The organism is Clostridium mobile (assembly GCF_018918285.1).
In the GTDB taxonomy this organism is placed as follows: domain Bacteria; phylum Bacillota; class Clostridia; order Clostridiales; family Clostridiaceae; genus Clostridium_AW; species Clostridium_AW mobile.
The window spans coordinates 1-18,385 of record NZ_JAHLQF010000003.1; the positions used below are offsets into that span (position 1 = coordinate 1).

Consider the following 18,385-nt stretch of genomic DNA (forward strand, 5'->3'; position numbering starts at 1 on the left):
GCTGAAAGCATCTAAGCGTGAAGCCCACCTCAAGATTAGATTTCCCATAGCGTAAGCTAGTAAGACCCCTTGAAGAACACAAGGTTGATAGGCTAGAGGTGTAAGTGTAGTAATACATTTAGCTGACTAGTACTAATAGGTCGAGGGCTTGATCTTAATTAAAATGCTTTGTGCAATTTTGAAAGAATTTCTTTCAATGAAACTTCGGCAGCTAAAGCTGCGAAGTACTGTTCTAAAACGAAATCAGAGATTTCTGTGGAACAGTATCTGGTGATAATGGCTTGAAGGTAACACCCGTTTCCATTCCGAACACGAAGGTTAAGCTTCAATGCGCCGATGATACTACAAGGGAGGCCTTGTGGGAAAGTAGGTCGTCGCCAGGTCTAAACATTGTTCCGCGGTAGCTCAATGGTGGAGCACTCGGCTGTTAACCGATAGGTTGAAGGTTCGAATCCTTTCCGCGGAGCCATTTTTATAAAAACATAAAATTTATTAGTAATGTTAGAACCTAGATAACAGATAGGTTCTTTTTGTGATTTAATATAAACTATTTTAGAGGGGAGTAAGTGAATGCTTATATCCCCTCTTTATTGTTATTTTTTATATGAAATGAATAATGGTAAAAAATATCAATGTCTAATAATTTAGAAGATTAAATTAAATTTAAAGGATTTTTTGTATGAAAGTAGAATATATTTAAAAAGGGACAATAGTATGTTAGGGGGAATTGCTTATGAAAGAGTATAAAACCAAAAACTTAAGGAACTTGGGAATAATAGGACATAGCGGTTCAGGAAAAACAACTTTGGCTGATGCAATACTTTACCGTACAAAATCCAATGATAGATTTGGAAAGGTAGACGAAGAAACAAGTGTATTTGATTTTGATTCAGAAGAAAAGAAAAGAAGAATTTCTTTATCAACATCCGTTGCTCATTGCGAATGGAAAGATGTAAAAATTAATTTAGTAGATATGCCTGGATATTTTGATTTTGTAGGAGAAATGATTGAAGGATTAAGAGCTATAGATGTGGCTCTAATAGTATTAACAGGAACTTCCGGAGTGCAAGTTGGAACAGAAAAGGCTTGGGAATATGTAAATGAATGCAAACTTCCAAGAGCTTTTTATATAAATAAATTAGATAGAGAAAATAGTAACTTTGAAAAGACATTAGACTCTCTTAAAACGAAGTTTGGTATATCAGTAGTACCTATTCAATATCCAATAGGAGAAGAATTAGGATTTATGGGAGTAATTAATGTTATTTCCAATAAAGCAAGAGTATATAATCCCCAAAAGGATGACATTGAAGATGCAGAAGTACCTGAAAAATTGAAAGATAAAGTTGAAGAATGTAAAAATATGATAATTGAAGCAGTAGCAGAAACTGATGAAGAATTATTAGAAAAATATTTTAGTGAAGGTACTTTAAGTGATGAAGAAATATATAGCGGATTAATAAAAGGTTGTGCTAGTGGAGACATAGCACCAGTGATGTGTGGATCTGCTTTAACGGGTAGAGGTATAAAGAGTTTATTAGATGATGTAATTGAATGCTTTCCTAGTCCTGAAGAGGTAGAAGGAAAAAAGGCTAAGGATTTAAAAAACAATAAAGATATTAATATAAATATTTCAGAAGATGCGCCATTCTCAGCTTTCGTGTTTAAAACTATCGCAGATCCATTCATAGGTAAACTATCTATGTTCAGAGTACTAACTGGTAAAGCTAAACCAGATATTTCAGTATACAATCCAGATAAAGAAAAGCAAGAAAAATTAGGATCACTATATTTCATGAAGGGAAAACAACAAATTCAAGCGGATAAAATAATTGCTGGAGATATTGGAGCAGTTACAAAACTTCAATATACTAGCACGGGAGATACGCTTTGTGACAATAACTTTATAGTATTATATGATAAGGTTTTATTTCCGAAACCAGCAATATCTATGGCTGTAGTGCCTAAATCAAAAAATGATGAAGAGAAGATATCTTCAGGCTTGGCTAGATTATTAGAAGAAGACCCAACATTTACAGTTTCAAGAGATACTGAAAATGCAGAAACTATAATTTCTGGAACAGGAGAAACGCATCTAGAGGTTATTACATCAAAGCTGAAAAATAAATTTGGTGTAGAGGTTGCATTACAAACGCCAAAGATACCTTATAGAGAAACAATAAGAAAAGTATCAGATGTTCAAGGAAAGCATAAGAAACAATCTGGTGGACATGGACAATATGGCGATGTTAAAATCAAGTTTGAACCAAGATTTGATGGAGATGATTTAGAATTTGTTGATAAAGTAGTTGGTGGCGTTGTTCCAAGGCAATATATTCCTGCTGTTGAAAAGGGATTAAAGGAATGTATACTTCAAGGAGTTTTAGCAGGGTATCCAGTTATAAGATTAAAGGCTACACTGCATGATGGCTCATACCATCCAGTAGACTCTTCAGAAATGTCCTTTAAGATGGCAGCATCTCTTGCATTTAAAAAAGGTATGCAGGAGGCAGAACCCTTAATATTAGAACCAATTATGAGTGTAGAAATATTTGTACCAGATGAATATATGGGAGATATAATAGGAGATATAAACAAAAAAAGAGGAAGAGTATTAGGTATGGAGCAAGTAGGCAAACTTCAAAAAATTATAGCAGAAGTTCCTCAGTCTGAGATGTTTAAATATGCAACAGATTTAAGATCTATGACTCAAGCGAGAGGAAGCTTCACTATGAAATTTGAAAGATATGAAGAGGTACCGCCATCAGAGACAACAAAGATAATTGAAGAGAGAAAAAAAGAAAAAGAAGCATTATAATTTTAAAATCCCCTGTTAAATTAACGGGGGATTTTTTTATATGTTTCAATTAATATGTTTCAACAAAAACTTCAAAATAAGATTGAGGATGTGCACATGCAGGACATAGGTCAGGAGCTTCTTTTCCTTCGTATATATATCCGCAATTGTTGCACTTCCATAAAGAAACTTCATCTTTCTTAAATACCATTTCAGTTTTTATATTTTCTAAAAGTTTTCTAAATCTATTTTCATGTCTTAGTTCTACTTCAGCAATTTTTCTAAACACAGTAGCGATTGATGGAAAACCCTCTTCATCAGCTATATCGGCGAATTCAGGGTATAACTCTGTCCATTCTTCATTCTCACCATTAGCAGCATATTCAAGATTTTGAACAGTACTACCAAGTCCAACTGGATAAGAAGCTTCTATATCCACTACTTCGCCTTGAAGGTCTGCATTTAAAAATTTAAAGAATCTTTTAGCATGTTCCTTCTCATTTTCAGCAGTTTCCAAAAAAATGTTGCTTATCTGAACATACCCTTCTTTTTTAGCCTGAGAAGCGTAATAGGTATACCTAGTACGTGCCTGTGATTCTCCGGCAAAAGATTTCATTAAGTTTTCAGCTGTTTTAGTTCCTTTTAATGATTTCATATTAATCCCCCTTCGTAATTATATTTTTATAATGTGTGAATATAATTACATTGTAGCATTAATTCTCCTAAAACTAAAATAATATTTAGTCAATTAATATAAACATAGGGATAAATGTATATTTAATTTGTGTTTAACAAAAAATAACTTGGATCTAGAAGAGGAAGGAGGACTAGTTATGTCAGATTATAAATTAGATATTAAGGGTGCCATTGAACTTTCCGATTATAGCAGCATAAACGACTATATGGAAATAGTAAATGAGAATGATAGCTTAACCATTAATTTAAGAGGTAATAAAGATGAGATTGGAATTATATGTAGCATGTTAAAAGAAAAAGGGTTTTATATAATAAGAGAGGAGCTAAGTGGTCAATACCCCTATATATTAGCTGGTAAGAAGAACAGAGAGTAAAATGGTGTAAGACTATGGTATAATATAATAAAATATTACATTGCTGTGGGGGAATGTTAATGAGTAAAAATTATATTATAGGTATTGATTTAGGTGGAACTAAAATAAATTCAGTATTATCTGATTTAGAAGGTAATGTGATAAGCCAATATACAATATATACAGAAGCATCTAAAGGAGAACAGGCAGTATTAAGTAAAATTATAGATACCATAGATAGAGTATTACAGGATAGCAATAAGACAATACAAGATGTAAGAGCCATAGGTATAGGCTCACCAGGACCTTTAAATTCAAAAGAAGGAATCATTATAACTACGCCTAACTTACCATTTAGAAATTTCAATATTGTAAATCCAATAATAAACAAATATAAAGTACCAACCTATTTAGATAATGATGCAAATGTAGCTGCTATGGGAGAGTTTTTATTTGGTGCTGGAAAAGGAACTAAAGATATGATTTATGTTACTGTAAGCACAGGTATAGGTGGTGGAGCTATTTTAAATAATAGGCTATATAGAGGAAATACATATAATGCTTTAGAGATAGGCCATATGACGATAGAACCTAACGGGCCAAAATGTAATTGTGGAAATTATGGGTGTGCTGAAGCTGTTTCGTCAGGTACCGCTATCGCTAGGCAAGGGAAAGAAGCGGTAGAAAATGGAGAAGAAACCTCTCTTAGTAATTATAAAAATATAACTGCATTTGAAGTATTCAAAGAAGCTCAGAGTGGAGATTTGGTGTCAAATAATATAATAAAAAAAAGCTTAAATTACTTAGGAATATGTATATCCAATATAGTAGCTAGCTTTGATCCAGAGATGATTATTATAGGCGGTGGGGTAGCAAAAGCTGGAGACATAGTTTTCAACTCAGTTAGAGAAGTTGTAGATAATAGATGCTTTAAAACTATGGCGGAATCTTGTAAGATAGTACCACCAAAGCTAGGGGGAGACGCAGGGGTAATGGGAGCAGTTGCCCTAGCTCTAATTGAGGAGGGAGTGGAATTTTGATAACAGATTTATATTTAACTAGACATGGTGAAACTCTTTGGAATACTCAAGGTAGGATGCAGGGATGGAAGGACTCACCTCTAACGGATAAAGGTGTCATACAAGCTGAATTATTAGGAAAAAAATTAAATGATTTAGATATTGATGTTATATATTCCAGTCCAATAGGACGAGCTTCTTATACAGCACAAATACTTAGAGGAGATAGGAATATTTTAATAGAGTTTGATGATAGATTAAGAGAAATAAATATGGGGAAATGGGAAGGTATGCTACAGGAGGATATAGAAAATATATATAAAGAAGAGCTATATAATTTTTGGAATAAACCTCATTTGTATAAGCCTATAGAAGGAGAAACTTTTAGTAATATTGTAAATAGGACAACTTCCTTTATAGAAGAAATAGTAGATAAACATAGAGGAAAGAATATTTTGGTAGTTACACATACTATAACGTTAAGATCTATGTTAGCTTATATAGAAAATAAGAATTTAGAAGACTTTTGGGATGACATATTTATTCATCCTACGAGTTTGACTATGATAAGAATTGGAGATAATGTGAAAGAGGTAACTTTAAAAGCGGATATATCTCATTTTAATAATGAGTTATAAAAGGGCTTAAATTGTAAAATCATAAATAGTTCATAAAAAAGATATGATAACTTAATTAAAGTTATCATATCTTTTTTGTAATGCATAAAGCATAGAAATAGTTAGATATAGGAAGTTAAGTGTATTTATTTTAAAATAAGGGCAAAAATAATGATAAATACCAATAATTTAGATGTTGAGTCATTACGAAAAAAATATTAATATTAAATTAAGGTCAAAGAAAGTCAAAGTCAATGAGGTGTATTATGGCGAGATTATCAGATATAATTGAAGAATTTATAAAAAGTATGTTAGATAGTGCAGAAGAAAGAGAATTGCAAATTCAAAGGAATGAGTTAGCTAATTATTTTAGCTGTGCTCCATCTCAAATTAACTATGTATTAACTACCCGTTTTACTACAGATAAAGGTTATTATGTAGAAAGTAAGCGAGGGGGAGGGGGATACATAGTAATTAAATATATAGATATAGATAGAAATGAATATTTGGTAAATAATATAAATCATAAAATAGCAGATAGTATAACATTTCATAGTGCGTTACAAATAATAGATAATCTTGTAGAAAGAAATATAATATTAGAAAAAGAAGGGAATCTTATTAAGGTAGCTATAAATGATAGAACTCTTTATTTGTGTGGAGAAATGAAAAATAAGGTAAGAGCGGACATATTAAAGAATATGATGATTGTACTTTTATTATAATTGTATTTATATGGTATAATTGTATTAAATAGAATTAATTATAATCTGCTAACAGGAGGTGTTGTTATGTTATGTGAAAGATGTAAAAAGAATGATGCCAATGTTCATTTAACTCAGATTGTTAATAGTGTTAAAAGTCAACTCAATTTATGTGAAAAATGTGCAAAAGAAATGGGTGGATTTGACCTACCTGTGGATATAGATTTTTCTTCCCCTTTTACTTTTCAAAATATATTGAGTGGAATAATGGATTATATAAATCAACCATTGAAGCAAGAAGATAATATTTCACTTACTTGCAATAATTGCGGCACTAATTATGGAGAATTTAAAAATAAAGGTTTAGTTGGATGTAGTGAATGTTACACTAACTTAAATAATACATTGATGTCAGTAATAAAAAGAGTTCAAGGGAATGTAGAGCATGTGGGTAAAATTCCCAAAAGAGCTGGCAAATCTATTATAGAAGTGAGAAAAATCAATAATTTAAAAGAAGAATTAAAGAATGCCATAGAAAAAGAAGAATATGAGAAAGCTGCTGAATTAAGAGATATAATAAAAGGATTTGGAAAGGAAAAGGGAGAGGAGGTATAGAATGTGAAAAACTGGTTAATTTCTCCGGAAGATAATAAAGAAATAGTAATAAGTAGTAGAATAAGATTGGCAAGAAATATAAAAAATATATTTTTTCCTCACAAATTAAAAGAAGAAGAGGGAAGAGATTTAGTAAATACTATAGAAGAAGCCTTTTATTCATCCTGCAATACTACACAGGATTACAGCACATATTATCTTTGGCAATCTGACCCTTTAAATAATAACATTTATCTAGATAAGCATCTTATAAGCAGTAAGCTATTATCAAATTATATGAGCGCAGCCTTTATAATCAATAAAGACGAAACAGTAAGTATTATGATTAATGAGGAAGATCATTTAAGGATACAATGCATAACATCAGGATTAAATTTAGAGGAAACCTATGATGCAGCAAACAAGATAGATGACCTATTGGAGGAAAAATTAGATTATGCATATAGTGAACAGCTAGGATATATGACAGCTTGTCCTACTAATATAGGAACTGGACTTAGAGCATCAGTTATGATTCACCTACCTGCATTATCTATGAGTAATGAGATGACGGGAGTATTCAATGCACTTACTCAAGTAGGTATGACAATTAGGGGAATGTATGGTGAGGGATCAAAATCCAGGGGTAATATATATCAAATATCTAATCAAGTAACTCTAGGAGTAAGTGAAAAAGAGATATTAGATAATTTAAAGGCAGTAGTAAATCATATAATTAATCAAGAAAATTTAGCTAGAGAAAAATTTATAAAGACTTATGAATATGAGTTAAAAGATAGAATATATAGGGCATACGGCATATTAAAGTCTTCATTTATAATGGACTCAGCAGAGTGTTTAAGCTTATTGTCCAATGTAAGATTTGGAATTGAGATGGGTATAATAAATGATATTGACAAAAATACTTTGAATGAGTTAATGGTAAACACTCAAGGAGCTATGTTACAAAAAGTTTATAATAGAGAACTTTCAGATAGAGAAAGTAGTATATATAGAGCTGAATTGCTAAGAAAAAGTCTAAATAGACAATCAATATAAAGGGTGGTGAATTGTAATGATATACGGAAGATTTACAGAGAGAGCGCAAAAAGTATTAATGTATGCCCAACAAGAAGCACAGGAGTTGAAGCATGGCTATGTGGGAACTGAGCATATATTACTTGGTATATTAAAAGAAGAAGGATTAGCAAAAAACTTGCTTAATGATGTAGGAATTACATTAGAAGATGTTAAAAATTTAATTGAGGAATATGAAGGCAAGGGAGATCTTAACATATACAAAAATGAGATTCCATTAACTCCAAGAACAAAGAGACTTTTAGAGCTAAGTTTATTAGAAGCTAGAAATTTAAGCCATAATTTTATTAGCCCAGAGCATATTTTACTTGCGTTGATAAAGGAATCAGAAGGCGTGGCTTACACAATATTAAACAATTTAGGAATAGATTTTACAAAGCTAAGAAAGAATTTGCTAGAAAATCTAGCGGGAGAACAAAAAATAGGTGAATCTATAAATAGTAAAATAAATAATAGTGACACTCCAACTTTGAATCAATTTGGAAGAGATTTAACCGAAATGGCAAGAGAAGGTAAATTGGATCCAGTTATAGGAAGGGAAAAAGAGACTCAAAGAGTTCTAGAAATTCTCTGTAGAAGAACTAAAAATAATCCTTGCTTAATTGGGGATCCTGGAGTAGGTAAAACTGCTATTGCTGAAGGGTTAGCTCAAAAAATTGTTGAGACAAATATACCAGAGATATTAAGAGATAAAAGAGTAGTTACTTTAGATTTATCATCAATGATCGCAGGGGCGAAATATAGAGGTGAATTTGAAGAAAGATTAAAAAAGGTAATGGAAGAAATAAGGAAGGTTGGAAATGTAATATTATTTATAGATGAAATTCATACAATAATAGGAGCAGGCGCTGCAGAAGGAGCCATTGATGCATCTAACATATTAAAGCCAGCTTTGGCAAGAGGAGAAATACAATGTATTGGTGCAACAACGATAGATGAGTATAGAAAATATATTGAAAAAGATGCAGCACTAGAAAGAAGATTTCAACCTATAACAGTAGGAGAACCAACAAAAGAGGAAACAATACTAATTCTTAAAGGGGTTAGAGATAAATATGAAGCACATCATAGAGTTAAAATAACTGATGATGCAATCGAAGCAGCTGTAAATTTGTCAGATAGATATATAACTGACAGATATTTGCCAGATAAGGCGATAGATTTAATAGATGAAGGTGCATCAAGAGTGAGAATAGAAAATATGATTGCTCCACCTGATATGAAGCAATTAGAAGAACAATTGGAAAAAGTAACCAAAGAAAAAGAGGATGCTATAAGAGTTCAAAACTTTGAAAAGGCAGCGAAGCTGAGAGATAATGAAAAAGAGTTAAAAGGTAAATTAGAAGATTTAAAATCTGACTGGAAAACACAAAAGCAAGTTAGCACATACACTGTATCCGAGGAGCAAATAGCCTCAGTAGTTTCTAAATGGACCAATATTCCTGTGGAAAAGCTTACTGAAAAAGAATCTGCAAAGCTTCTAAAGCTTGAAGAAATTTTGCATAATAGAGTAATTGGTCAGGAGGAAGCAGTAAAGTCAGTAGCGAGAGCAGTTAGAAGAGCAAGAGTTGGTCTAAAAGACCCAAATAGACCTATAGGATCATTTATTTTCTTAGGACCTACTGGTGTTGGAAAAACTGAGTTATCTAAAGCATTGGCAGAGGCTATGTTTGGAGATGAATCTAGCATGGTAAGGATAGATATGTCGGAGTACATGGAAAAACATACTGTATCTAGACTTATAGGATCTCCTCCAGGATATGTAGGATATGATGAGGGTGGTCAATTAACTGAAAAAGTAAGAAGAAATCCATATTCTGTTGTATTATTTGATGAAATAGAGAAGGCTCATCCGGATGTATTTAATGTACTATTACAAATATTAGAGGATGGTATACTAACAGATGGAAAAGGTAAAACCGTTAACTTCAAAAATACCATAATAATAATGACATCCAATGTAGGTGCCTCTACAATTAAAAAACAGAGGACATTAGGTTTTTCAACTAGTACCAACGAAAGCGAAAGTCAGTATGAGAGCATGAAAAATAATATTATGGAAGAACTAAAACGTTCCTTTAGACCTGAATTCTTAAATAGAATAGATGATATAATAGTATTTCATCAGTTAGAGGAGAAGCACTTACAAGAAATTGTTAGATTGATGTTGAAATCAGTAAAAGAAAGACTTAAAGAACAAGATATAGATATAAGTTTTGATGACAAAGCAGAAAAGCTATTAGCTAAAGAAGGATTCGATCCTGTATTTGGCGCTAGACCTTTAAGAAGAGCCATCACAAAAACTGTAGAAGATAAATTATCAGAGGAAATATTAAGAGGAAATATTAATAGAGGAGAGCAAGTATTAGTAACCGTTGAAGATGATAAATTAATATTTAATAAAAATTAGATGAAAAAGGGCAGATATAAGAGATATCTGCCCTTTTTATAAATTTTTTCGTATTTTATTAAATTTAATAATAAGTATAAATATTAGTATAATTAAAGAGGATTTTATTATATTGTGTAGAAATTTTAATTACTAAAGTACAATAGTCAATAATTAATTAATACGGAGGGATAGATTTTGAATATTGAAATAAAGAAAAGTTATGATGAATTAAGTAGATTTGCAGCATTGGAAATAAAAAAATTAATAGATGAAAAACCAAATTGTGTACTAGGATTAGCTACTGGTAGTACACCAATTGGATTATACAAAGAGCTGGTAAAACTGCATAAGGAAGGAGAAATAGATTTTTCAAAAATTACTACTTTTAATTTAGATGAATATAGAGGACTTGATGGAGATCATAATCAAAGTTATAGATATTTTATGGATGATAATTTGTTTAATCATATAAACATAGATAAAAATAATACTTTTGTACCTAATGGAGTAGCACAAGATGTTGACGATGAATGCAAAAAATATGAAGAACTTATGGAGGAAAAAGGCGGAGTAGATATTCAAGTATTAGGCATAGGTGTTAATGGTCATATAGGATTTAATGAGCCTAATAAACATTTATACATGGATACACATATTGAAGATTTAACTGATGAGACTATATCTTCTAATTTAAGGTTTTTTTCTAGTAGGGAGGAAATGCCTACTCAAGCAATAACTATGGGAATAGGAAGTATTATGAAAGCAAAGAGAATAATACTTTTAATTTCAGGAAAGAATAAGGCTGATATAGTTGCAAAATTATTTAGTGGCAAAATAACTACTGAATTACCTGCATCAATACTCCAAATACATAATAATTGTACAGTAGTATTAGACGAGGAAGCTGCATCTTTATTGAACAAATAAGTATATAGGGAGGAAGGTTTAATTTTTTTAAACTTCCTCCTTTATTATTGACAAAACTTTGCAATTATATTGTATAATAATAAATTGCAGGGTAAATGAGGAGTTGATTAAATGGGGAAGATTAAAAATTACTATGTTTGTCAAGAATGTGGATATGAGGCTTTAAAATGGTCAGGTAAATGCCCAGACTGTGACACATGGAATAGTATGGTAGAAGAAGTCAGGGAGGCAAAAACAAGTAAAAGTTCATCATCCATTTTAAAAATAAGTAATGAACCACAAAGCATTTTAGAAATTAAGTCACTTAATTATGAAAGATTGGATACTGATATTAAAGAACTCAATAGGGTTATGGGTGGAGGTATTGTAAAAGGATCTTTAATACTTATTTCTGGTGATCCAGGCATAGGTAAATCTACATTACTATTACAAGTAGCTAATAATATATCGAAAAAGTATGGAAAAGTTTTATACATATCAGGAGAAGAGTCAGAAGAACAAATAAAAATAAGAGGTGAGCGGTTACAAGCTCTATCAAAAGATCTTTATTTACTTTCTGAAACTAATATTGAAAATATAGAACATCATGTAAATAAATTCAATCCAATATTTGTAATAGTTGACTCTGTTCAGACATTATATCATCCGTCTATTTCATCAGCGCCAGGAAGCGTATCTCAAGTTAGGGAAGGCTCAAACAGTATAATGCGTATAGGAAAGAGTAAAGGCATACCATTTTTTATTGTAGCTCATGTTACAAAACAAGGAGCTTTAGCAGGACCAAAGGTATTGGAACATATGGTTGATACTGTTTTACATTTTGAGGGTGAAAGAACAGAAGAATTTAGGATATTAAGAACAATAAAAAATCGTTTTGGAACTACTAGTGAAATAGGCGTTTTTGAGATGAGAGAAAAAGGTTTAGAAGAAGTAGCAAATCCATCTGCAGTTTTCTTAGAAGATACCGACTTTAATAAGGAGGGTTCTATAGTAATTGGTGTTATGGAGGGGAGTAGACCAATTTTAGTGGAAGTTCAAGCACTTGTTACGGAAACTAAGGCTGCCATGCCAAGAAGAACTTCTGTAGGAATTGATAACCCAAGGTTAAATCTAATTTTGGCTGTATTAGAGAAGAAGCTAAGATTGCCATTTTATAAATATGATGTATACATTAATGTGGTCGGAGGGTTAAATATAGAAGGAACTTTTGGGGATTTAGGAATTGCTCTAGCTCTTATATCTAGCATAAAAAGCTGTGAAACAAAATTAGAGAAGCTTCTTGTGGTAGGAGAAATAGGTTTAACAGGTGAGGTAAGACCTGTTAGTTTCAGCGAAAAAATAGTCAATGAAGGTAAAAAGATGGGTTTTAAAAACTTTATAGTTCCCCAAAGAAATAAAGATAAGATATTATCAGATGGTATAAGTGTTATGGGAGTATCGACATTAAAAGAAGTTATAAATAAAGTATTTTAAGTATAGGTGAGGAAAAGTGAGATTAGAAAAAGATAAAGAACTTATGAATATTCTAAAAATAATGGCTCCAGGGACGACATTAAGAGAAGGCTTAGAAAATATACTAAGAGCTAAAACAGGTGGACTTATAGTATTAAGCGATAATGAGCAAGTTTTAAGCGTAGTAGATGGTGGTTTTATAATTGACTCAGAATATAGCCCTTCATATGTATATGAATTAGCTAAAATGGATGGGGCAATAGTAATAAGTAGTGATTTAAAAAGAATAATGTGTGCAAATGCTCAACTAATGCCTGATCATACTATACCAACCTTTGAGACGGGAACAAGACATAGAACAGCAGATAGGATGGCAAAACAAACAGGGACAATAGTAATAGCTATATCTCAGAGAAGAAATATTATATCTGTTTACAAAGGAAATATTAAATACATACTAAGAGATAGTAGTATTATATTGGGAAAAGCCAATCAAGCCCTGCAAACTTTAGAAAAATATGTAGCGGTGTTAGATAGGGTGGTAAGCACTTTAAATGTACTAGAGTTTCAAGACATTGTTAGCTTATTTGATGTAATGACCGCCATACAAAGAACAGAGATGGTTATGAGAATTGTTGGAGAAATCGAAAGATATATTTGTGAACTTGGTAATGAAGGAAGATTGATTTCTATGCAATTAAATGAATTGGTAAAATCTGTAGAGCAAGATGAAATTTTGTTGATTAGAGATTATTGTGAGACCTATTTTGATTATGGTGAAGTGTATAAGCAAATTCAGGGATTATCTTCAGAAGACTTATTGAATTTGGATATTATTTCAAAAAATTTAGGGTATACTGGGGTACCTTTAGTAGATACTTTAATATCTCCAAGAGGATATAGAATGTTGAACAAAATACCAAGAATACCTAGCAATGTAATAGACAATTTAGTAAGACATTTTAAAGAGCTTAAAGCAGTTATGGAAGCAAGTTTCGAGCAGTTGGACAATGTAGAAGGTATTGGAGAAGCAAGAGCAAAGGCTATCAAAAATGGATTGAGGAGATTGCGCGAACAAGTAATGATAGATAGACCTAAGGATATATAGAGCAAGTAAATGTTCATTACATTTACCGGCTCTATATAAAGTAAGTCCTATCTTAATGAATATTTTCCTAAGGTATGTATTCTATCATATTCTTTTATTAGTACATCATATAAGTTGATATCTAATGTATTGCATAGGGAAGTTAAATAGAAAAGGTGATTACCTACTTCTCTTTCTATAACTTCTCTACAATTTTCGCATAAGAACCCTCTTGTATGTGTGTCTAATATATTTGGTAATTCATTTATGTCGATATCTTCATTATCTTCTATAGATAATTGATTTTTTGCTTCTATATGAATACACCCGCAGTTTGTAACTGATTTGGCGACTGCTCTATTTATTCTGGCATCTGATTCTTGAAGTTTTGTCATAATATCTAGAATGCTTTTATGTCTTAACAGGGATTCGTCAACGGAATTTTGAAAATTATCAAATATTATATCTTTCATAGAGTTCAGCTCCTTATAGTAAAATGTTGGCTATCGAGATAATTATAGTTTTTTTCTTATAAGTTTGTCAATTTGTAATGAAACTCACTCAGCATAGCTAAGGAGTACTGATTCAAAACGAAATCAAGGATTTCTACGAATCATGAAGATATGTGTCTTTATACTCACATATATATAATAATTCAAAAATCAGTTTTAGAATAGGGGGATAAAAATTTATAATAATAAAAAATAATCAAATAATGAACAAATAATTAAATAATGAACAAATAATTAAATATTTTAACTGTTGTTGAAAATTAGTATTAATTAATATATATTAAAAATATATTTAAACATTAAAAAAGCAAATAATTAACATAGGAGGTGAATTGAGATGTTAAAAAAGGTATTGAGAGGTTTGTTTACAACTATAGGTGTTACTCTTGGATTTATAATAAGTTCAGAAATGTTAAATACAGAATTATTTTCAAAACTGGATTATTTTCAGAATAGTCCTCTTAAAAGTGTTTTATTCATTTCTTTATCAAGTATTTTATTTGGACTCATATTATTTTTAATATCTCCTTGGATTACTATTTTTATCATGAAAGTTATGGACTATGCAGAAAAAAGCATACAAAAGATACCAACACACGAAATATTATTGGCTGCTTTTGGTGCTATAATTGGGTTGGGAATATCAGCTATATTTGTAACCCTTTTATCTAAAATACCTATTATAGGTGTAGTGTTAGCAGTTGGAGTGGCTTTACTTATGGCTGCGCTTGGAGCTAATATTGCACTTAAGAAAAGAGAAGATATACTTGCATTGTTCACAAACTTAAAAAAATCTGGAACTCCAAGTAAAGATAAAAAGAGTAAATTATATAAAGGAGATCCTAAGGTATTAGACACATCTGTTATAATAGATGGTAGAATATTTGATATATGTCAAACAGGATTTGTAGAAGGAACCCTTGTAATTCCTAACTTTGTTCTTGAAGAATTAAGGCATATAGCTGACTCCTCTGATGGTTTAAAAAGAAACAGAGGTAGAAGAGGATTAGATATATTAAACAAAATACAAAAAGAATTAAATATAGAAGTTCAAATATATGAAAAAGATTTTCCAGATATTGCTGAAGTGGATAGCAAATTGTTAAAGCTAGCACAAGTGCTAAATGGAAAAGTTATAACTAATGACTACAATTTAAATAAAGTTGCTGAATTTCAGGGAGTACCAGTATTGAATATAAATGAGCTAGCTAATGCAGTAAAACCTGTAGTTCTTCCAGGAGAAGAGATGAGAATACAAATCGTTAAAGATGGAAAGGAATCAGGGCAAGGTGTAGCCTATTTAGATGATGGAACTATGATTGTAGTAGAAGGCGGCAGAAAATCTATGGGAGAAACCATAGATGTAGTTGTTACTTCTGTATTACAAACAGCAGCAGGTAGAATGATATTTGCTAGACAGAAGGATGGTATTGACTAATCCAGAGGAGAAAAAAATGTTAGGAAATTGTGCTTTGATTTTAGCAGCTGGTAAAGGGAAAAGAATGGGAGTGGGTTTTAATAAACAATTTTTAGATATAAACAATAAACCCATTCTATATTATACATTAAAAGCTTTTGACCAACATGAAGAGATTAATAGTATTATTTTAGTAGCTGCGGAGGAAGAAATTGATTACTGTAAAAATGAGATAATAAATAAATATGGAATAAAAAAAGTAAAAAAGGTAGTTTGTGGTGGAGAAGAAAGACAGCATTCTGTACTTAATGGATTAAAAGAAGTAGATGATGCTAATATAGTTCTCATTCATGATGGAGCAAGGCCTTTTATATCTAAAAAAATAATATCAGACGGAATTAAGTATGCTAACATGCATGGAGCTGCCGCTTGCGGTGTTACTCCAAAAGATACTATTAAAATAATAGATGATAAAGGATTTTCTTGCGAGAATTTAGACAGAGATACTTTAATAAGTATTCAAACTCCACAATGTTTTCAATATGACTTAATACTGAAATGCCACAATGACATTTTAGATAAGAATATTAAAATTACAGATGATACTTCCGTTGTAGAATATTTTGGTTATAGGGTATATATTTATAAAGGTGAGTACTCTAATATTAAAATAACTACTCCCGAGGATCTAATTATTGGGAAAAATTTATCGCAAATGCTTAATTGTTAAAGTAACACTTGACAGTTATAGTTTTTTAAATATAATTATTGTTATAATTCAATATAAAGCCGTGAAGAAGAATAGTAGAAACAAAGTTACAGAGAGAAAGTCCCAGGCTGAAAGATTTTCAACTGTTTTGAACCCGCTTTGGAGCTGTAGGAAAAACCTACCGGAAATAACCGTTATAGAGACTAAGTGATAAAATTAGGTGGTACCGCGACTCATCGCCCTATAATAGGGCGATTTTTTATTTTTTGAGATTAAACTTATTAAGGAGGAATATAATATGAAATTATCAAAAATGCTTGTAGGAACTCTAAGAGAAACACCAGCAGAAGCGGAAATAATAAGTCATCAATTAATGCTTAGAGCAGGTATGATGAGAAAAATGGCTTCTGGTATTTATAATTTTATGCCTTTTGGGTTAAGAGTTATAAAAAAAATTGAGGATATAGTTAGAGAAGAGATGGATAACGCAGGAGCACAAGAATTTTTAGCTTCAGCAGTATTGCCATCAGAATTGTGGAAAGAATCCGGTAGATGGGAAGTATTTGGACCAGAAATGTTTAAGTTGAAGGATAGAAATGAAAGAGAGTTTTGTCTAGGACCAACTCATGAGGAAGTGTTTACGGACATAGCTAGAAATGAAATCAAGTCCTATAAACAATTACCTTTAAATTTATATCAAATTCAAACAAAATATAGAGATGAAAGAAGACCAAGATTTGGAGTTATGAGATCAAGAGAATTTGTAATGAAAGATGCTTATAGCTTTGATAAAGACAATGAAGGATTAGATATAAGCTATAATAAAATGTATGAAGCTTATCATAATATATTTAAAAGATGTGGCTTAAATTGTAAATGTGTTGAAGCTGACTCAGGAGCAATGGGCGGATCAGGTTCAGCGGAGTTTATGGTTCAATCAGAAGTTGGAGAAGATGAAATAGCATTTTGTACTCACTGTGAATACGCTGCTAATATAGAAAAAGCACCTTCTACAGCTGAAATAAGTGAGAAAGAAGAATTAGCTACTATAGAAAAGATTTCTACTCCAGATGCGAAAACAATAGAAGATCTAGTTAAGTTTTTTAAAACTAATTCCAAAAAATTTGCTAAGACATTAATTTATCTATCAGATGGAAAAGTAATAGCTGTTATGGTAAGAGGAGATAGGGAAGTAAACGAAGTAAAAGTTGTAAATGCCATAGGTGGGGCTGTAGATTTTGAAATGGCAGATGCTGAGACTGTTAAAGCAGCAACAAATGCAGAAATTGGTTTTGCAGGACCTGTAGGAATAAAAGCAGATTTACTGTTAGTTGATGAAGAAGTGGCAAACATGTATAATTTTATTATAGGAGCTAACGATACTGGTTACCATTATATTAATGCTAACTATAAAAGAGATTTTGAAGGAAAGGTTGGTGACTTTAGAAAGGCCGTTGAAGGAGATAAATGCCCTAAATGTGAAAACAGTATTACTGTAGCTAGAGGTATAGAAGTAGGTCATATTTTTAAGTTAGGAACTAAGTATTCAGAGTCTATGGGAGCTACATTCTTAGATGAAAAAGGAGAAGCTAAGCCATTAATAATGGGATGCTATGGAATAGGAATCAATAGAACCATGGCTACAGTTATTGAACAAAACCACGATGAGAATGGAATAATATGGCCATTAGCTATAGCACCATATCAAGTTATAGTAGTTCCAGCGGTTATGAAAGATGAAGAGCAGGTTAAGATTGCAGAAGAAATACATGATAAACTTCATAAGATGGGATTAGAAGTACTACTTGATGATAGAGATGAAAGAGCAGGAGTGAAATTTAAAGACGCAGACTTAATAGGCATACCAATGAGGGTTACTGTTGGTAAGAAAATTAAAGAAGGAAATGTAGAGTTCAAATTAAGAAGTTCTTCTGAAAATGAAGTGGTAAGTGTAGAACAGGTTTACGAAAAGATAAAAGAGGAATTTGCTAAAAATAATATGAGACTTTAA

The 18,385-nt window shown here is 31.4% G+C and carries 16 protein-coding genes, 1 tRNA gene, 2 rRNA genes and 1 other annotated feature; of the genes, 17 read left to right on the forward strand and 2 right to left on the reverse strand.

Features of this window, described 5'->3' with window-relative positions:
• The 4 genes from KQI86_RS11665 to fusA form a co-directional block, all read left to right on the forward strand.
• Positions 1-156, forward strand: a 23S ribosomal RNA gene (locus KQI86_RS11665); the annotation flags it as partial.
• Positions 157-266: 110 nt separating this feature from the next.
• Positions 267-383 (forward strand): 5S ribosomal RNA (rrf, locus tag KQI86_RS11670).
• Positions 384-394: 11 nt separating this feature from the next.
• Positions 395-469, forward strand: a tRNA-Asn gene (locus tag KQI86_RS11675).
• 264 nt (positions 470-733) lie between these two features.
• Positions 734-2,818, forward strand: a complete 2,085-nt coding sequence (gene fusA, locus KQI86_RS11680) for an elongation factor G (RefSeq protein WP_216439569.1) — start codon at positions 734-736, stop codon at positions 2,816-2,818.
• A gap of 49 nt (positions 2,819-2,867) precedes the next feature.
• On the opposite strand, the gene rbr is transcribed toward fusA, so the two are convergent.
• The gene (gene rbr, locus KQI86_RS11685; RefSeq protein ID WP_216439570.1) at positions 2,868-3,452 is read right to left on the reverse strand and encodes a rubrerythrin; all 585 of its coding nucleotides are present in this window, start codon (positions 3,450-3,452) and stop codon (positions 2,868-2,870) included.
• Positions 3,453-3,630: 178 nt separating this feature from the next.
• Here rbr and KQI86_RS11690 point away from each other — a divergent pair, with 178 nt between their 5' ends.
• The 10 genes from KQI86_RS11690 to disA all read left to right on the forward strand — a co-directional run bounded on the left by KQI86_RS11690 (position 3,631) and on the right by disA (position 13,757).
• A complete protein-coding gene (locus KQI86_RS11690) occupies positions 3,631-3,867 on the forward strand; it encodes a hypothetical protein (RefSeq protein ID WP_216439571.1) in 237 nt (78 codons plus the stop codon).
• Positions 3,868-3,926: 59 nt separating this feature from the next.
• On the forward strand, positions 3,927-4,886 hold the full coding sequence (locus KQI86_RS11695; protein WP_216439572.1) for an ROK family protein: 960 nt from the start codon (positions 3,927-3,929) through the stop codon (positions 4,884-4,886).
• On the forward strand, positions 4,883-5,503 hold the full coding sequence (locus KQI86_RS11700; protein ID WP_246582788.1) for a histidine phosphatase family protein: 621 nt from the start codon (positions 4,883-4,885) through the stop codon (positions 5,501-5,503). Before KQI86_RS11695 ends, KQI86_RS11700 begins: the two co-directional genes overlap by 4 nt.
• 245 nt (positions 5,504-5,748) lie before the next feature.
• The gene (locus tag KQI86_RS11705; RefSeq protein ID WP_216439573.1) at positions 5,749-6,207 is read left to right on the forward strand and encodes a CtsR family transcriptional regulator; all 459 of its coding nucleotides are present in this window, start codon (positions 5,749-5,751) and stop codon (positions 6,205-6,207) included.
• Between the two features lie 66 nt (positions 6,208-6,273).
• A complete protein-coding gene (locus KQI86_RS11710; protein WP_216439574.1) occupies positions 6,274-6,801 on the forward strand; it encodes a UvrB/UvrC motif-containing protein in 528 nt (175 codons plus the stop codon).
• Between the two features lie 3 nt (positions 6,802-6,804).
• Positions 6,805-7,839 carry a protein arginine kinase gene (locus tag KQI86_RS11715; protein ID WP_216439575.1) on the forward strand — a complete coding sequence of 345 codons (1,035 nt, stop codon included), beginning with the start codon at positions 6,805-6,807 and terminating at the stop codon, positions 7,837-7,839.
• Between the two features lie 16 nt (positions 7,840-7,855).
• Positions 7,856-10,288 carry an ATP-dependent Clp protease ATP-binding subunit gene (locus KQI86_RS11720; protein WP_216439576.1) on the forward strand — a complete coding sequence of 811 codons (2,433 nt, stop codon included), beginning with the start codon at positions 7,856-7,858 and terminating at the stop codon, positions 10,286-10,288.
• Positions 10,289-10,465: 177 nt separating this feature from the next.
• Positions 10,466-11,197 (forward strand): glucosamine-6-phosphate deaminase, encoded by a 732-nt coding sequence (nagB, locus tag KQI86_RS11725; RefSeq protein WP_216439577.1) that lies wholly within the window; start codon positions 10,466-10,468, stop codon positions 11,195-11,197.
• A 111-nt stretch (positions 11,198-11,308) separates the two neighbouring features.
• Positions 11,309-12,670, forward strand: coding sequence for a DNA repair protein RadA (gene radA / locus KQI86_RS11730; RefSeq protein WP_216439578.1), 1,362 nt, complete (start codon positions 11,309-11,311; stop codon positions 12,668-12,670).
• 16 nt (positions 12,671-12,686) lie between these two features.
• Positions 12,687-13,757 (forward strand): DNA integrity scanning diadenylate cyclase DisA, encoded by a 1,071-nt coding sequence (gene disA, locus KQI86_RS11735; RefSeq protein ID WP_216439579.1) that lies wholly within the window; start codon positions 12,687-12,689, stop codon positions 13,755-13,757.
• 47 nt (positions 13,758-13,804) lie between these two features.
• On the opposite strand, the gene KQI86_RS11740 is transcribed toward disA, so the two are convergent.
• Entirely contained in the window at positions 13,805-14,209 is a 405-nt protein-coding gene (locus KQI86_RS11740; RefSeq protein ID WP_216439580.1) for a nucleoside triphosphate pyrophosphohydrolase family protein, read from the reverse strand.
• A 376-nt stretch (positions 14,210-14,585) separates the two neighbouring features.
• Between KQI86_RS11740 and KQI86_RS11745 the strand changes: the two genes are divergently transcribed.
• From KQI86_RS11745 to KQI86_RS11755, 3 genes are all read left to right on the forward strand, one after another.
• Positions 14,586-15,686 carry a PIN/TRAM domain-containing protein gene (locus KQI86_RS11745; RefSeq protein WP_216439581.1) on the forward strand — a complete coding sequence of 367 codons (1,101 nt, stop codon included), beginning with the start codon at positions 14,586-14,588 and terminating at the stop codon, positions 15,684-15,686.
• Positions 15,687-15,702: 16 nt separating this feature from the next.
• Entirely contained in the window at positions 15,703-16,395 is a 693-nt protein-coding gene (ispD, locus tag KQI86_RS11750) for a 2-C-methyl-D-erythritol 4-phosphate cytidylyltransferase (protein ID WP_216440214.1), read from the forward strand.
• 52 nt (positions 16,396-16,447) lie between these two features.
• Positions 16,448-16,621: a binding site (T-box leader), on the forward strand.
• Between the two features lie 51 nt (positions 16,622-16,672).
• Entirely contained in the window at positions 16,673-18,385 is a 1,713-nt protein-coding gene (locus KQI86_RS11755) for a proline--tRNA ligase (protein WP_216439582.1), read from the forward strand.

Excerpts from the sequence above, each read along its gene's own strand:
- fusA (WP_216439569.1), top strand. The coding sequence starts at position 734 with ATGAAAGAGTATAAAACCAAAAACTTAAGGAACTTGGGAATAATAGGA.
- rbr (WP_216439570.1), bottom strand. The coding sequence starts at position 3,452 with ATGAAATCATTAAAAGGAACTAAAACAGCTGAAAACTTAATGAAATCT.
- KQI86_RS11690 (WP_216439571.1), top strand. The coding sequence starts at position 3,631 with ATGTCAGATTATAAATTAGATATTAAGGGTGCCATTGAACTTTCCGAT.
- KQI86_RS11695 (WP_216439572.1), top strand. The coding sequence starts at position 3,927 with ATGAGTAAAAATTATATTATAGGTATTGATTTAGGTGGAACTAAAATA.
- KQI86_RS11705 (WP_216439573.1), top strand. The coding sequence starts at position 5,749 with ATGGCGAGATTATCAGATATAATTGAAGAATTTATAAAAAGTATGTTA.
- KQI86_RS11710 (WP_216439574.1), top strand. The coding sequence starts at position 6,274 with ATGTTATGTGAAAGATGTAAAAAGAATGATGCCAATGTTCATTTAACT.
- KQI86_RS11720 (WP_216439576.1), top strand. The coding sequence starts at position 7,856 with ATGATATACGGAAGATTTACAGAGAGAGCGCAAAAAGTATTAATGTAT.
- radA (WP_216439578.1), top strand. The coding sequence starts at position 11,309 with ATGGGGAAGATTAAAAATTACTATGTTTGTCAAGAATGTGGATATGAG.
- KQI86_RS11740 (WP_216439580.1), bottom strand. The coding sequence starts at position 14,209 with ATGAAAGATATAATATTTGATAATTTTCAAAATTCCGTTGACGAATCC.
- KQI86_RS11745 (WP_216439581.1), top strand. The coding sequence starts at position 14,586 with ATGTTAAAAAAGGTATTGAGAGGTTTGTTTACAACTATAGGTGTTACT.
- ispD (WP_216440214.1), top strand. The coding sequence starts at position 15,703 with ATGTTAGGAAATTGTGCTTTGATTTTAGCAGCTGGTAAAGGGAAAAGA.
- KQI86_RS11755 (WP_216439582.1), top strand. The coding sequence starts at position 16,673 with ATGAAATTATCAAAAATGCTTGTAGGAACTCTAAGAGAAACACCAGCA.